This is a genomic window from Buttiauxella massiliensis, from assembly GCF_902500225.1.
GTDB lineage: Bacteria > Pseudomonadota > Gammaproteobacteria > Enterobacterales > Enterobacteriaceae > Buttiauxella > Buttiauxella massiliensis.
In genome coordinates this window covers 30,925-45,443 of record NZ_LR722659.1, presented here as the reverse complement: position 1 = coordinate 45,443, position 14,519 = coordinate 30,925, and the positions used below count along the sequence as shown (strand labels likewise).

General features: G+C 51.0%; 14 protein-coding genes and 1 tRNA gene. 3 read left to right on the top strand and 12 right to left on the bottom strand.

Annotated features, from left to right (window positions below):
• Positions 1-117 precede the first annotated feature (117 nt).
• The 3 genes from fadJ to GC128_RS16860 all read right to left on the bottom strand — a co-directional run bounded on the left by fadJ (position 118) and on the right by GC128_RS16860 (position 4,093).
• Positions 118-2,277, bottom strand: a complete 2,160-nt coding sequence (gene fadJ, locus GC128_RS16870; RefSeq protein ID WP_151995282.1) for a fatty acid oxidation complex subunit alpha FadJ — start codon at positions 2,275-2,277, stop codon at positions 118-120.
• Positions 2,277-3,587 (bottom strand): acetyl-CoA C-acyltransferase FadI, encoded by a 1,311-nt coding sequence (gene fadI, locus GC128_RS16865; protein WP_151995281.1) that lies wholly within the window; start codon positions 3,585-3,587, stop codon positions 2,277-2,279. The genes fadJ and fadI overlap by 1 nt, the downstream gene beginning before the upstream one ends.
• A 221-nt stretch (positions 3,588-3,808) precedes the next feature.
• A complete protein-coding gene (locus tag GC128_RS16860; RefSeq protein WP_064512780.1) occupies positions 3,809-4,093 on the bottom strand; it encodes a YfcZ/YiiS family protein in 285 nt (94 codons plus the stop codon).
• Positions 4,094-4,469: 376 nt separating this feature from the next.
• Here GC128_RS16860 and fadL point away from each other — a divergent pair, with 376 nt between their 5' ends.
• Entirely contained in the window at positions 4,470-5,756 is a 1,287-nt protein-coding gene (gene fadL / locus GC128_RS16855; RefSeq protein ID WP_151995280.1) for a long-chain fatty acid transporter FadL, read from the top strand.
• A 68-nt stretch (positions 5,757-5,824) separates the two neighbouring features.
• Here fadL and mlaA read toward each other — a convergent pair whose 3' ends face one another.
• The 9 genes from mlaA to ccmA all read right to left on the bottom strand — a co-directional run bounded on the left by mlaA (position 5,825) and on the right by ccmA (position 12,947).
• Positions 5,825-6,583, bottom strand: coding sequence for a phospholipid-binding lipoprotein MlaA (mlaA, locus tag GC128_RS16850; RefSeq protein ID WP_151995279.1), 759 nt, complete (start codon positions 6,581-6,583; stop codon positions 5,825-5,827).
• A 16-nt stretch (positions 6,584-6,599) separates the two neighbouring features.
• The gene (locus tag GC128_RS16845; protein WP_151995278.1) at positions 6,600-7,679 is read right to left on the bottom strand and encodes a cytochrome c-type biogenesis protein CcmH; all 1,080 of its coding nucleotides are present in this window, start codon (positions 7,677-7,679) and stop codon (positions 6,600-6,602) included.
• On the bottom strand, positions 7,676-8,233 hold the full coding sequence (gene dsbE / locus GC128_RS16840) for a thiol:disulfide interchange protein DsbE (protein ID WP_151995277.1): 558 nt from the start codon (positions 8,231-8,233) through the stop codon (positions 7,676-7,678). Before dsbE ends, GC128_RS16845 begins: the two co-directional genes overlap by 4 nt.
• Entirely contained in the window at positions 8,230-10,182 is a 1,953-nt protein-coding gene (locus GC128_RS16835; RefSeq protein WP_151995276.1) for a heme lyase CcmF/NrfE family subunit, read from the bottom strand. Before GC128_RS16835 ends, dsbE begins: the two co-directional genes overlap by 4 nt.
• The gene (gene ccmE / locus GC128_RS16830; protein WP_064512792.1) at positions 10,179-10,658 is read right to left on the bottom strand and encodes a cytochrome c maturation protein CcmE; all 480 of its coding nucleotides are present in this window, start codon (positions 10,656-10,658) and stop codon (positions 10,179-10,181) included. Before ccmE ends, GC128_RS16835 begins: the two co-directional genes overlap by 4 nt.
• Positions 10,655-10,867, bottom strand: coding sequence for a heme exporter protein CcmD (ccmD, locus tag GC128_RS16825; protein ID WP_151995275.1), 213 nt, complete (start codon positions 10,865-10,867; stop codon positions 10,655-10,657). Before ccmD ends, ccmE begins: the two co-directional genes overlap by 4 nt.
• Positions 10,864-11,601, bottom strand: a complete 738-nt coding sequence (locus GC128_RS16820) for a heme ABC transporter permease (RefSeq protein ID WP_151995274.1) — start codon at positions 11,599-11,601, stop codon at positions 10,864-10,866. Before GC128_RS16820 ends, ccmD begins: the two co-directional genes overlap by 4 nt.
• 81 nt (positions 11,602-11,682) lie before the next feature.
• Positions 11,683-12,342, bottom strand: coding sequence for a heme exporter protein CcmB (gene ccmB / locus GC128_RS16815; protein WP_151995273.1), 660 nt, complete (start codon positions 12,340-12,342; stop codon positions 11,683-11,685).
• Complete coding sequence (gene ccmA / locus GC128_RS16810) at positions 12,339-12,947, bottom strand: cytochrome c biogenesis heme-transporting ATPase CcmA (protein ID WP_151995337.1); 609 nt, start codon at positions 12,945-12,947, stop codon at positions 12,339-12,341. Before ccmA ends, ccmB begins: the two co-directional genes overlap by 4 nt.
• 206 nt (positions 12,948-13,153) lie before the next feature.
• Here ccmA and GC128_RS16805 point away from each other — a divergent pair, with 206 nt between their 5' ends.
• Entirely contained in the window at positions 13,154-14,119 is a 966-nt protein-coding gene (locus tag GC128_RS16805) for a formate/nitrite transporter family protein (RefSeq protein WP_407643524.1), read from the top strand.
• A gap of 203 nt (positions 14,120-14,322) precedes the next feature.
• Positions 14,323-14,397: transfer RNA gene (locus GC128_RS16800), tRNA-Arg, on the top strand.
• Positions 14,398-14,519 lie beyond the last annotated feature (122 nt).

The following is a 14,519-nucleotide window of genomic DNA, read 5'->3' as shown; positions in this document are numbered from 1 at the left end:
GGCATTGTGCCTTATCCGTACATCGAATGAAACGCTGTTTTTTACCTCAATGGTGCAAGTATAGTCAATCACTGTTTATTAAGTGAGCGACCAGCATCCATTCACCGAACCATATAATCATGATTCTTTGACTACATTTCCTTCACCGGGGTTCACTTTCCCCCAGAAAATTCGTTGCTCTTCCACCATTTGTAAAAGTCTTTCACAAGGAGTAAAACGCTCCCCGTACTGACTGGCCAGGCGTTGCAGTTGTGCGACGACTTCACCCGCCCCCAGGGTATCCATATAGCGGAACGGGCCACCAAGGAACGGTGGAAAACCAATACCAAACACGCCACCGATATCACCATCGCGGGCATTGCGAACAACACCTTCATCGAGGCATCGAGCCGCTTCATTAAGCATCATCATCACGCAGCGTTGTGTGATTTCTTTTTCTGTCAGTTGCCCTTTGGATGAAACACCGAGCAGGGTATAGATTGCAGGGTCGACCTGCTTTTTGCTTCTACTCCCTTTCCCCGGATAAAGATAGAAACCACGCCCGTTTTTTCTACCTTTGCGATCGTCATTCAATATTGCTGCAATTTCTGACGGCGCTGCAAAACGATCTCCGTAAGCTTGCTGAAGTATAGGACTAATTTTAGTCCCCACATCAATTCCCACCTCATCCAAAAGTTGGATTGGGCCGACGGGAAAACCAAACGCCACCAGCGCATTATCAATCTTATCGACAGGCTCCCCTTCCACGAGGCAACGCATCGCTTCGTTAACGTAAGGTGCCAGAATACGGTTGACGTAGAAGCCGGCGCTGTCGCCAACAACAATCGGCGTTTTGCCCTGTTTTTTGGCAAGTGCAACGGTAGTGGAAATGGTTTCCGCACTGGTTCGGGCATGCGGGATCACTTCGACCAGCGGCATTTTATCTACAGGGCTGAAGTAATGCAGGCCAATCACTTGCTCCGGACGAGCGGCATTTGCCGCAATATCAGCAATCGGCAATGAAGAAGTGTTTGAGGCGAAAATGGTATGCGGTGCGGCATTGTGTTCAATATCCGCAACCATCTTCTGCTTGAGTGCGAGATCTTCAAAAACAGCTTCCACAACAATGTCACGGTTATGGAAACCATGATAATCGGTGCCACCGGAAATACGCGCCATTTCGCGCTGGCGTTCTGCCGCTTTCATGTGGCGACGACGTACCTTTTTATCCAGCAGATCCCAGCTGTATTTCAATGCATGGTTGATACCATCGTTGCTAATGTCTTTGATGCGCACCGGCAACTTGCCTTTAGTGGCGGTGACAAACGCAATCCCACCGCCCATCAAACCGCCACCGAGCACACCTACTGCATTTATAGCTCGTGGTTGTGCATCAGCTCCATGTTCTTTTTTAAGCTCGGTACTGGCAAAGAATAACCCGCGCAGAGCCACCGATTGCGGAGTCATAGCCAACTCGCCAAAGGCTTTCGCTTCCGACTCGTAACCGCTAAAACTCCCCTGCCCAAGACCAACTTTTATCACATCGATAATGCGCTGCGTGGCAGGATAATTACCGCGAGTTTTTTGCTCAGTTTTCTTACTCACCATGCTGAACAATACAGAACGCCCAAGCGGACCGGCTAAAATACGCTCACGAACCGGCAATGTGCGCGATGCCTGACGGCCTTTGCCCACCAGCTCAACTGCTGCCGTCAGCAGAATTGACTGTGGCACAACTTCATCCACCAGCCCCAATTTCAGCGCCTGGCGTGGACGTAATTGTTTGCCGGTCAGAATCATATCAAGTGCATTGCTGACGCCAATCAAACGCGGTAAACGCTGTGTACCACCCGAGCCCGGCAGCAGGCCGAGCTGTACTTCCGGCAGCCCCAGTTTTGTTTTCTCGTCATCAGTACAAATACGGGAATGGCAGGCCAGTGCCAACTCCAGCCCACCGCCGAGACACGCACCATGAATCGCCGCAACTACAGGAATCGGCAAGGCAGCAATTTCAGCCATAATTTGCTGCCCCTGATGTGCCAGTGCCTGTGCTTCATGCGCACTCTGGCAGCTTGCAATCATGTTTATGTCAGCACCGGCAATAAAGTTATCCGGCTTGCCAGAGATAAATATCAGCCCCTGCAATGCAGTGTTATCGCGAACCTGTTTGATAATGTTATGCACTTCGGGCCCGAAAGAGGCTTTCAGAGTGTTCATCTTTTCGTTCGGCACATCGATAGTCACTATCGCGATATTGTCGAGACGGATATGTAAGTGGAAAGCAGAAGTCTGTTCCATTATTCGGCCTCCAGAACCATTGCAGCACCCAGGCCACCTGCGGCGCATGCGGTCACCAGGCCAAAACCTCCGCCACGACGGCGCAGTTCATGCAGCGTTTGCGTGATCATTCGAGCACCGGTTGCGGCAAATGGATGCCCATAAGCAATCGAACCACCCAGTACGTTAAACTTGGTATCGTCCACTTCCCCCGTAGCATGGGCGCGGCCCAATACATCACGTGCAAAACGCTCACTAGCAAGCATTTTCAGGTTAGCTAGCGTTTGTGCGGCAAAGGCTTCATGCATATCGAAAAGCGTCAGGTCATTCAAAGTGATGCCCGCTCGCTCAAGCGCCAGTGGGGTAGCCCAAGCCGGGCCCAGCAGCATATCTTTCCAGACATCAACGGCGGTGAACGCATAGCTGCGTAAATAGCCCAAAGGCTTCAAACCCAACTCTTTGGCACGCGATTCCGTCATTAAAATAATCGCTGCCGCGCCATCGGTTAATGGCGTGCTATTGGCGGCGGTGACCGTGCCGTGTTTGCGGTCGAAGGCTGGACGTAGCTTTGCGTAATCAGCAATTGAGGAGTTTTGGCGAACGTTGTTATCTTCGCTGAAAGGCTGGCGATATGGCGGGATAAAGGCTGTCATCACCTCATCAGCCAGTTTCCCTTCTCTCCAGGCGTTGGCCGCTTTGGTATGAGAGCGATGCGCGAGAGCATCTTGTTGCTCACGCGTAATCCCGTGAGTTTTTGCCATTTGTTCGGCGGTGTCGCCCATACGCAAACCCGTTGAATATTCAGCAACCGCAGGAGGTACCGGTAATAAATCACGTGGGCGCAAACGCGCGAATAATTTCAGACGTTGGCCCAAAGTACGCGCCTTGTTCACATCCACTAATGTGCGGCCTAACTTCTTACTAACGCCAATCGGCAGTACAGATGAGGAGTCAGCACCACCAGCAATACCTGCTCGGATCGTGCCAGCCATTAGGCTTTCAGCCACATTCGCTACGGCCTGGAAACTGGTCGCACAGGCACGACTCACGCTATAAGCGTCTGTATGAACACTCATGCCTGTACCAAGGACAATTTCGCGGGCAATGTTTGGCGCTTCCGGCATCTGGACGACCTGGCCGAAAACCAGTTGTTCGATAATTTTTGGGGGAATTTCGCTACGTGCCAACAGTTCGCTGACCACCATATTGCCGAGGTCGACAGCAGGTATGCCGTGAAATGCCGTAGCCTGACGGGCAAACGGGGTGCGTAACCCACTGACAATAGCAATACGGTCGCCCTGACGGGTTACCAGCGGAAGTGCCTGACTCATAACGCTCCCCTATTCTTCCCATTGTGTATGAATCTACAGAGATGCTGCTGTAACTGCATATTCTTGGGAATAAAATTGTAAATGACCAATAGTGGTCTGACCTGATCACAGTTTTAACCAAAAAGTTACAATCAGCCAACCGGGGGACTAAAAAATTGGGAGGGGGAACACGCTTTAAGAGAGGAAAATGACGCTCTCGGGGACGAGAGCGTCAGGAAATATTAACGCAGGCCGAGCTGGAAGATCATGGTTTCAGCCTGGCAGCTGAAAGTGAAATCGATATCCAGACGAACGCCATCTGCTTCTTCGGTATAACGCGGAACGATCTGGCAAGGTTCAGATTCTGCGGCACGTGCTTTCTCAGTCAGCGCAGCCAGAGTTTCGTCAGCTTCAGCGCGGGTCGCGAACACGCGGCTGTATGTTGCTGTGCAGTCGGTGTTGTCGATGATAGAGCCGACATCAATACAGCAGCAAACCGGGGTTTCATCAGCAGTGTTTTTACTCATTTTATGATTTCCTCTGTATTTAAAAGGCAAAATGTTTTCAACGAATCTTGTCTATTTTACGCTCCCTGTTGAAGCGACTCCAGTCGTTAATCTTGTCAAAATCCGTAAGTGACCCAAATCACACTTAAAAATGATCTAAAACAAGATTCACCCATTTTGCTAAGTGACGAAGAACCCGATTTTGCCAGTCAGATCTCGTTTCGACGATCAAATTTGAAAATTCTTAGATACAAACTTGCAACATCCCATCTGGTCAGACCTATACTCTCGCCACTGGTCTGCTTTCTCTGTAACAGAACAGACCCTACTATTCGCGCTCCTGTTACGGTATGTAACATTGTTTGTATAAAAATAAATCCATTATGAGGTTTTGGTCATGAGCCAGAAAAACCTGTTTACAAAGTCAGCCCTAGCGGTTGCAGTGGCAATTGTCTCATCGCAGGCCTACTCAGCCGGCTTTCAATTAAACGAGTTCTCTTCCTCAGGCCTAGGCCGAGCTTATTCAGGGGAAGGTGCAGTTGCGGATAACGCGGGCTCCGCCAGCCGTAACCCTGCAACTATCATGATGTTTGACCGCCCTTCCTTCTCCGGCGGTGCAGTGTTTATAGATCCAGACGTTAATATTTCTGGTAGCTCACCCTATACCGGACGTAGCACCTCTGCCGATAACATCGCGCCAACTGCGTGGGTACCGAACCTGCACTTTGTTGCGCCAATCAATGAACAGTTTGGTTGGGGGGCTTCAGTTACCTCAAACTACGGTCTTGCTACAGAATTTAACAATAATTATATCGCTGGTGAATATGGTGGGAAAACCGATCTAACCACCCTAAACCTGAATCTTAGCGGTGCTTATCGTTTAAATGACAACTGGAGCTTTGGTCTTGGCTTTGATGCTGTTTACGCTAAAGCAAAAATTGAGCGTTACGCAGGTGAACAAACCGCGGGTGCTGGCCTTGCCACTCCAGGAACCCAAATATCGCACATGAAAGGTGACGAGTGGGGTTATGGCTGGAACGCAGGTATTCTTTATGAAATCGATAAAGATAACCGCTACGGCTTCACCTACCGTTCCGAAGTCAAAATTGACTTCGATGGTGATTACAAAAGTAATATTCCTGCCCAAGCGAATGCTTTCCCTGGCGCAGGTACAGCTTTCCCATGGGGTACCAGCGGCCAAACGGTTCCAGGTTCTCTGACACTGAACTTACCTGAAATGTGGGAGTTGTCTGGTTATAACAAAGTAGCGCCGCAGTGGGCTATCCACTACAGCGTGGCTTACACCAGTTGGAGCCAGTTCCAGGAGCTGAAAGCCACAGGCACCAACGGACAGACTCTGTTCTATAAAGATGAAAGCTTCAAAGATGCGTACCGTATCGCTTTAGGTACCACCTACTTTATGGATAAAAACTGGACCTTCCGTACCGGTATCGCATTTGATGATAGCCCGGTTCCGGCAGACAAACGCTCCATCTCCATTCCTGACCAGGATCGCTTCTGGCTCAGTGCTGGTACTACCTACGCATTTAACGACGATGCTTCTGTAGACCTTGGCGTTTCCTACATGCACGGTCAGCACGTTGAGATCAAAGAAGGCCCATATACCTTCCAGTCTGAAGGCAAAGCGTGGCTGTACGGTATGAACTTTAACTACGCATTCTAATAGTTAATAGTGACAAAAAAGGCGAAACCGAGGTTTCGCCTTTTTTATGTTTATTACCCACTCAATGCTTACTGAGAGTCGATATCTTTCAAGTCATCTTCAATTGCTGCAGCATTCGGATTTGCTGATGGTGAAAGCTTCCCACCGTTAGCAATAAAGTCGTGGCTCTGGAAGTAAGCTTCACGAACCAAAATGTACGGATCGGATGACTGCTTGAGCAAACCATCAGAATCCAGCAACTGAGCACGTGTTTCGATGCCTTCAATCGTCCATTTACCGATAGACATCGGCCAGGTCAGCCAGGACAGCAGCGGATAGAGTGTATCGACATAATCGCCGCCGTCCTCACGTAGCGTGAAACTGCCATAGAACGGCAACTGCACGTAAGGGCCATAACCCACGCCATAATGACCCAGCGTAGAACCAAAGCGGTGCGGCTCTTCACGCTGCAGTTTCGGGTTCGCCATGCCAGCAACGTCAATGAAACCACCCATACCCAGCAATGAGTTCAAGAAGAAGCGCGTAAAGTGCACCATCCCCTGATACGGATTACCCTGAACGATGTAGTTCACCATTATGGCGGGTTCTTCCAGGTTGCTGGTGAAGTTACTTATTCCATTTCGAGCCGGCTGCGGCACATAATCACGCCACACCACAGCCACCGGGCGCACAACATACGGGTCCAACACATTAAAGTTGAAGTTGTACATTGTACGGTTGAACCCTTCAAATGGGTCCGAGCGCCCCTGCGGCTCTTGATCGGCAGAGCTGGCGCACCCGACTAAAAGTGTCGTGGCCAGCGCCAGTCCGGTCAGGCGGAAATTCATATGTGTCTCCCTGTTATTATTTGTCTGCGCTCTCAGGTTTGGTGCTGTCCATACCAGCTTGTGCAACCTGCGCCTGCTCGATGCTTCTTTGCACCACAGACCGGCGCTGGTCATTTGCCGGTAATACTTTAAGCATGACTTGCCACGCACCAATTGCCTCGCGGTAATTTTGTTGTTCGAAAGCGCTAAATGCCAGCAGGCTGAGCACGCGAACATTTGTATGGTCCGTTTTAAGGAGCTCTCGCAGCAGATTCCCACCCAGTTGGTTATCTTGCGGCGAGCCACTACGGGTCAATACTTCAGCATAGCCCAGCTTTACATTACTGTTAGTGGGCGACAGTTTATACGCATGTGCAAAAGCTTGTGTAGCGGTACTTGCGTTATTCAGAACCATACCAATTCGCCCGAGCATCATCCACCCCTCAATATTGTCAGGTTCGTGCTGCAAGCGGGTGCGTAACCCAAGACCAAGATCAGACATTTCAGCCATGTTCAGCGGCTCGGCTTCTGGGTCTAATGCGCGCTGTAACAATTGCGGCGTCTGATTTGTGACATTCTGCCAGGCTCGCACCTGCTTCCAGTCAGACGTTTTCAGATAAACGCCAACACTCACTACAATTAACACCACAGCACCGGGTGCGAAAAACCAGAAATGGGCTTTTCGTGTAATCGCTGGTTGGGTTTCACTTTCAGGCTCATCACTAAAATGGACCCGCCGTTTACGGCTACGCATGACAATCACGCCTGCGCCGCCGAGAATAAACAGACCTGGCAGCACCCATAAAATGATAGTGGCAGGCGTCAACGGCGGTTCGTATGTCACGAAATTGCCGTAGCGCTCAACCATGTAATCAATAATCTGCTGCTTCGTTTTGCCCTGCTGCATCAGTTCATAAACTTTCAGACGCATGTCAGAGGCAATCATCGCATTGGAATCAGCGATGCTGTTGTTCTGGCATTTCGGGCAGCGCAATTGCTCAGTGAGCTGGCGGAACTGCTGTTCTTGCGCTTCGTCTTTGAACTGGAAAGTGTCTATTGCCGCGAGCACATTGAACGAGAACAAGAATGCGATGAGAAATAGCCATACGCGTTTCATGCACCTGCCTCCTTGTTGTATTTATCCCACAGCGGTTTTAATTCTTGCTGCCAGACACGATCGTTAAGATCCCCTGCGTGGCGATAACGAATGATCCCTTTCCCATCGATCAGGAAGGTTTCGGGTGCACCGTAAACGCCCAGATCTAACCCCAGCATGCCGTTGCCATCAAACAGGCTCAGCGCGTAAGGGTTACCTAATTCATTCAGCCAGGTAATCGCTTTGCGGCGCTCATCTTTATAGTTCATGCCGACCACCCGTACGCCTTGTGCTTTGAGCCCATTGAGATACTGATGCTCAGCACGACAGGTCGGGCACCAGGTTGCCCACACGTTGAGTAATAACGGTTTTCCATCAGTCAGAACTGACTGGTCATAAATCTTGCCTGGGTTTTCTAAAGACTCAAGACGGAACACCGGTACCGCTTTCCCAACTAATGCAGATTCGAGATTGGTCGGGTCATCGCCCTGCGCATTACGTGCCAATTGCCACAGTAACATCGCGGCCAACAACAAAAACAAAACGAGTGGGATAAATAAAACTTTGCGCTTCATGCAGCCTCCGGCATGTTTTTACGCTGGCGGTAACGTGGGTCAAATAAACAGAACAGGCCGCCGAGCGTCATCAATATTCCACCCATCCAAATCCAACGCACAAAAGGTTTGTAATAGAGGCGAACCGCCCAACTACCGTCATCTAACTCTTCACCGAGAGCAGCGTAGAGATCGCGCGTCACACCGCCATCAATTGCCGCTTCGGTCATCATGGCGCGGTTGCTGTTGTAGAAACGTTTTTCAGCATGCAGCGTGGCTTCAGGTTTGCCATTACGCGTCACGTCGATAATACCAACGCCGCCACGGTAGTTCGGCCCCGTCAGTTCATGCACATCGCGGAACACAAAGTGGTACTGGTGAATGTCGATGCTGTCGCCTGCTTTCATGCGCACATCACGCTCAATACTGTAATTCTGACTAAAGGCGATACCGACGACAGTTACCGCCAGCCCCAGATGCCCGAACACCATACCCCAATGGCTGCGCGGCAATTTCCATAACCCTTTCAGCAAACCATGGCGATGCGTGGCGCGCTCATAGACTTCGGTTAAGGCCAGCACAAACACCCACACCGCCATCAGTAAACCAACCACCGTCATGGCTTCAACGCGGTCTTGCATCAGCCATGGCAAAATCAAAGCCAGCGCGACGGTCACCACCACGGCAACCACCAGGCGTTTAACCAGCTTTTGTGGTTCATCGCGACGCCAGCGCACCAACGGGCCAATGCCGAGCAACAGTGCAAACGGGGCCATCAAGGCGGTAAACATCGTGTTGAAGAACGGCTCGCCAATAGAAATACTGCCCAGCCCGAGTTGCTTGTGCACTAGTGGCAGCAGCGTTCCTAACAACACCACCAGCATCGCAGCGATTAAAAGCACGTTATTGCCGAGCAAAAAGGATTCCCGCGACCACAAACTGTTGCCGACACGTGAGCGGACTTTACCGCCCTGAACCGCATACAGCAGCAGCGAACCGCCAATCACAATCACCAGGAAAGCGAGGATAAACATGCCGCGCGCCGGGTCAGAGGCAAATGAGTGCACCGAAACCAGCACGCCTGAGCGCACCAGGAACGTGCCCAGCAAGCACAGCGAGAATGCGGTAATCGCGAGCAGCACCGTCCAGGCTTTAAAACTGCCACGCTTTTCGGTTACCGAAAGCGAGTGGATTAACGCCGTGCCTGCAAGCCACGGCATAAACGAGGCGTTTTCTACCGGGTCCCAGAACCACCAGCCGCCCCAGCCCAGCTCGTAATAAGCCCAGGCCGAACCTAAAACAATGCCGATGGTTAAAAATGACCAGGCGGCTAACGTCCACGGACGCGTCCAACGCGCCCAAGCAGAATCGAGTTTCCCGGCCATCAGTGCGGCAATAGAAAACGCAAACGCCACGGAGAAACCGACATACCCCATGTACAACAACGGAGGATGGAAGATCAGCCCGATATCCTGCAACAGCGGGTTAAGGTCACGCCCTTCAATAGGGAAGTCAGGCAGCGTGCGGGTGAATGGATTAGAGGTGAAAATAATAAACAGCAGGAAGCCGAAATTAATCATCCCCATCACCGCCAGCACGCGTGCGACGGCATCTTTCGGCATGCTGCGGCTAAACAGCGCCACGGCAAATGTCCAGGCACTTAGCAACAATACCCAAAGCAGCAATGAGCCTTCATGCGCGCCCCAGGTGGCAGCGACGCGATACCACACTGGTAACTCGCTGTTGGAGTTATTCGCGACGTACAGCACGGTAAAATCGTTCACCACAAACGCGTTCACCAACACCAGGAAGCAAGCACACAGTGTGATAAACAGCGCCCATGCTAACGGGCGGGCAGAAGCCATCAACCGTGAGTCATTACGCTTCACGCCCCACAGCGGGTAAACACTGAGTAACAATGACCAGCCGAGTGCCAGGCAAAGCAAAAAACTGCCAATTTCAGGCATCATGAGGCGTTATCCTTGTAGGCCTGTGGAGCGCGTTGGTGATTTTTTTCCATCGCTTCTTTTACTTCCGGCGGGGTGTAATTTTCGTCATGCTTCGCCAGCACTTCTTTCGCTTCAACCCTGTTACCGGCTTCAAACACACCTTGTGCGACTACGCCTTGCCCTTCGCGGAACAGGTCCGGCAAAATGCCAACATAGCTGACATCCACCACCCCGCTGGCATCGTAGAGTTTGAATGTGACTTTCAGCGTCTGGTTATCACGCTTCACACTGCCAGGCTGAACCATGCCGCCAACGCGCAAACGCTGCCCCACTTCTGGCAACTGGTGGCTTTCACCTTTGCCATACAGAATTTCACTCGGGGTATAGAAGAGATCGATATTGCTACGTAACGCATACAGCACAAGCGTGATAGTAAGCCCCAACCCCACCAACACAGAAAGCGCCAGATATAATCGATTTTTGCGACGCGTGTTCATTCAGTTCCCTCTGCCTGACGTGCTGCCTGAATCCGTTTTTCTCGTGCCTGTTGGCGCGTGACTGAATTTAAAATAGTGCGATGCTGCAAACGGGTATGCACCACCAACACCAGCAATGGGATGAAGGTTAGCGCGACAGCAAGCCAGACGTAAAACGCATAGCCACCCATGGCAAAAAAATCTGTCCAGTTTAAAAATGCGCTGCTCATGCGCTTCTCCCTTTATTCGCCAGTTCCATTACCCACGGGCGACGCTGCTCCTGAAGCAAGATGAGGTTGCGCAGGCGCATTAACGTCAGCGTGGCAAACAGCATCAGAAAACCGAAGATAGTCAGGCGTAACGGAGTGCGCATTGATGGGTCAATACTTTGCTGCATATTAGTCGAACCCTGGTGCAGCGTGTTCCACCACTCCACCGAGAAGTGGATAATCGGTAAGTTCACCACGCCCACCAGCACCAGAATACCCGCAGCACGCCCGGCAAGGCGCCGGTCGTCAAAGGCGTTATACAGCGCAATCACGCCTATATAGAGAAACAGCAGCACCAACTCGGAAGTCAGACGTGCATCCCACACCCACCAAGTTCCCCACATCGGTTTGCCCCATGCGGATCCGGTCACCAGCGCAATAAATGTAAACACCGCCCCCACAGGAGCCATTGCCGCAACGGCAAGGTCTGACATTTTCATCTGCCACACCAGGCCGATAAACGCAGCCACTGCCATCGAGCCATAGATACCCATCGACCAAATTGCCGCAGGCACGTGAAGATACATAATGCGATAGCTCTGGCCTTGTTGATAATCCGCAGGAGCGAAACCAAAGCCCCAGACACAACCGACCACCAGAAGTATCGCGCTGATGATGGCAAACCACGGAACCAAACGCCCGCATAGCAAGTAAAGTCGCTCGGGTTTAGCGAGCTGATGTAACCATTTCCACATAATCGTTGCTCACAAAATATCAACCAAATCGGGTTTGAATTTGTAGGTCGGATAAGCAACGCGCCATCCGACATTTTTTAATTATTGAATGCTCACTCGCAGCGCCGCTGCCGTAGCGAACGGGCTTAGTGTTGCGCTGCCCGCAAGCAACGCGCCAAGAATCGCCATATAACCATCCACCGGAAGATGCATTGATGCGGCGTCCATCGCAGCGGTGGCAAAAATTAGCAGCGGGATAGTCAACGGCAAAACCAGCAAACTCAGCAGCACGCCGCTACGCCGTAAACCCACCGTTAACCCCACGCCCGGTGCTCCCAAAAAACTCAATGTCGGAGTCCCGATTAGCAGCGTGAGTGCCATCACCTGCCAACCGTAAAAATCCATCCCTAGCAGCAAAGCAGCGAGCGGGGAAAGGATTAGTAGCGGCAAGCCAGTGACCACCCAGTGAGCGGTCACTTTCGCTAACACCACCATCGGCAAAGGGATTGGCAGCAACATCAGTTGTTCAAGAAAGCCATCCTGAAAATCATCGCGAAACAATCTGTCCATCGCCAACAGTGATGCCAATAATGCAGCCACCCAAATCACACCCGGCGCAATACGTGCCAGAAGTTGCGGCTCAGGGCCAATTCCCAGTGGAAACAGCGTGATAACAATAAGGAAAAACCATAAAGGGTTGGCGATTTCCGCCCCTTTGCGGAACACCACGCGCAGTTCATGCAGAAAAATTCGGCGCATCATGCCAGTTTCTCCTGCAAATGAATTTGACGAACATTATTGGTTGCCAGCGGCTGATGGGTTGTGAGGATCACCATTCCGCCATTTTCGGCATGTTGTTCAAGCTTTCGTGTGAGTTTTGCTACACCCGTCACATCGATGGCGGTAAATGGCTCATCCAAAATCCAGATTTTTTGCGAGCTTAGCCACAAACGCGCGAGCGCCACACGACGTTGCTGCCCGGCGGAAAGTTGATTGACTGGCACATCTTCAAAGCCCAGCAACCCCACTTCAGTAAGCGCTTGCCAACGTAGTGATTCCGCACTTTGCGCGTGATAGAAGCTCAGATTTTCGAATGCAGTAAGAACCGTTTTAACTCCAGGCTGATGACCAAGCCACAGCAGATCCTGATGATATTGATAACGAATGCGGGATAACGCTTCGCCCTGCCATTTAACTTCGCCTTCTTCTGCTTGCGCAAGCCCTGCCAAAATCCGTAGCAGCGACGTTTTCCCTGCGCCATTTTTGCCGGCAATTTGCACCATTTCACCCGGCAAAACGCTAAACGACAGCTCGCTAAATAACGTGCGGTCGTCACGTACGCAGGTCAGGTTAATCGCATCAAGCATTTTGAGGAGCCACTCCTTGTCTCGGGATGCAAAATCATAACACATCATAGGCTTTGCTCCAGTTGGGCTCACGCCGCTGCGGTACTCCAAAAGAGGTAATCATCGGACACAAGATCAAAATTAAGTCGAATTAGTCTGTATCTCGTGGAAGTGAGCTAAAAGCCGCTACGCTTAGAGGAGTCAATAATGAGTGAGTGACCTTAAAAATGGGTGAAATTAAAGAAGAGAAAATCAACAAATCCACCAATGAAATTGAGGTCGAAAGTGACGAAAAAGAACACGGGGAAAAAATTGAAGTAGACGAGGAACAACTGCCATCGCGGGCGATGGCGATTCACGAGCACATTCGCCAGGACGGTGAAAAAGAACTGGAACGCGACGCAATGGCGTTGTTTTGGTCAGCCGTTGCCGCCGGATTATCGATGGGCGCATCGCTGCTGGCAAAGGGGATATTTCACGTCAATCTCGAAGGCGTGCCCGGCAGTTTCTTACTCGAAAACCTCGGTTACACCTTTGGCTTTATCATCGTGATCATGGCGCGCCAACAACTGTTTACTGAAAACACCGTCACCGCCGTCCTGCCCGTGATGCAAAAACCGAGCGGCAGCAACTTTCTGCTGTTGATGCGCTTATGGGGCATGGTTTTACTCGGCAATATTATCGGCACCGGCCTTGCGGCATATGCGTTTGAATATATGCCGATATTTGACGAGCAAACCCGCGACGCTTTTGTTTCTATCGGCATGGACGTGATGCACAACACGCCGGGGGAAATGTTTGCCAACGCCATCATTTCCGGCTGGATAATCGCCACCATGGTGTGGATGTTCCCTTCTGCGGGTTCGGCTAAAATATTTGTCATCATCATCATGACCTGGCTGGTCGCGCTTGGGGATTTAACCCACATCGTGGTCGGCTCCGTGGAAATTCTCTACCTGGTATTTAACGGTACCATCCACTGGAGTGAATTCTTCTGGCCGTTCGCCTTGCCAACGCTCGCAGGCAACATCTGCGGCGGCACGTTTATCTTCGCACTGATCAGCCATGCGCAAATCCGTAACGATATGAGCAACAAGAAAAAAGCCGAAGCGAAAGCAAAAGCGAAGCGTAAACAGGAAGTGGAGGACGGCAAGGAAGAGCCTCAAGACGAAAAACAGTCGCGACGCACATAAAACTGGTTACGTTTCAGGCAATCAGCAGACCTGCCCCTTAACTCAGACCTAAAAGCGGGTATACTACGCCGCGCAATGCCCTAAATAGTTCGAATTGTGGGTAGGCGGCAAAAGAACAAATCTCCAGGAGCTTACTTGAGTAAGTGACTGGAATTTGTGAATGCAGCCAACACCCCCACAATTTGAAGTATGACGGGCATTAGGTCCTCTTAGTTAAATGGATATAACAAGCCCCTCCTAAGGGCTAGTTGCAGGTTCGATTCCTGCAGGGGACACCATATACACTTCTTCTGACGTCTTCCGAACTCAACATAAACCCCGTACAATCAATAATAACCCACCATTTCGGCATATTGACATCAACCAATGTCAGCTCAACTCCACCAGAATCAATCACTGG

Bases quoted from the DNA above. Each gene is read 5' to 3' on its own strand.
- fadJ (WP_151995282.1), bottom strand. From the start codon at position 2,277: ATGGAACAGACTTCTGCTTTCCACTTACATATCCGTCTCGACAATATC.
- fadI (WP_151995281.1), bottom strand. From the start codon at position 3,587: ATGAGTCAGGCACTTCCGCTGGTAACCCGTCAGGGCGACCGTATTGCT.
- GC128_RS16860 (WP_064512780.1), bottom strand. From the start codon at position 4,093: ATGAGTAAAAACACTGCTGATGAAACCCCGGTTTGCTGCTGTATTGAT.
- fadL (WP_151995280.1), top strand. From the start codon at position 4,470: ATGAGCCAGAAAAACCTGTTTACAAAGTCAGCCCTAGCGGTTGCAGTG.
- mlaA (WP_151995279.1), bottom strand. From the start codon at position 6,583: ATGAATTTCCGCCTGACCGGACTGGCGCTGGCCACGACACTTTTAGTC.
- GC128_RS16845 (WP_151995278.1), bottom strand. From the start codon at position 7,679: ATGAAACGCGTATGGCTATTTCTCATCGCATTCTTGTTCTCGTTCAAT.
- dsbE (WP_151995277.1), bottom strand. From the start codon at position 8,233: ATGAAGCGCAAAGTTTTATTTATCCCACTCGTTTTGTTTTTGTTGTTG.
- GC128_RS16835 (WP_151995276.1), bottom strand. From the start codon at position 10,182: ATGATGCCTGAAATTGGCAGTTTTTTGCTTTGCCTGGCACTCGGCTGG.
- ccmE (WP_064512792.1), bottom strand. From the start codon at position 10,658: ATGAACACGCGTCGCAAAAATCGATTATATCTGGCGCTTTCTGTGTTG.
- ccmD (WP_151995275.1), bottom strand. From the start codon at position 10,867: ATGAGCAGCGCATTTTTAAACTGGACAGATTTTTTTGCCATGGGTGGC.
- GC128_RS16820 (WP_151995274.1), bottom strand. From the start codon at position 11,601: ATGTGGAAATGGTTACATCAGCTCGCTAAACCCGAGCGACTTTACTTG.
- ccmB (WP_151995273.1), bottom strand. From the start codon at position 12,342: ATGATGCGCCGAATTTTTCTGCATGAACTGCGCGTGGTGTTCCGCAAA.
- ccmA (WP_151995337.1), bottom strand. From the start codon at position 12,947: ATGCTTGATGCGATTAACCTGACCTGCGTACGTGACGACCGCACGTTA.
- GC128_RS16805 (WP_407643524.1), top strand. From the start codon at position 13,154: ATGGGTGAAATTAAAGAAGAGAAAATCAACAAATCCACCAATGAAATT.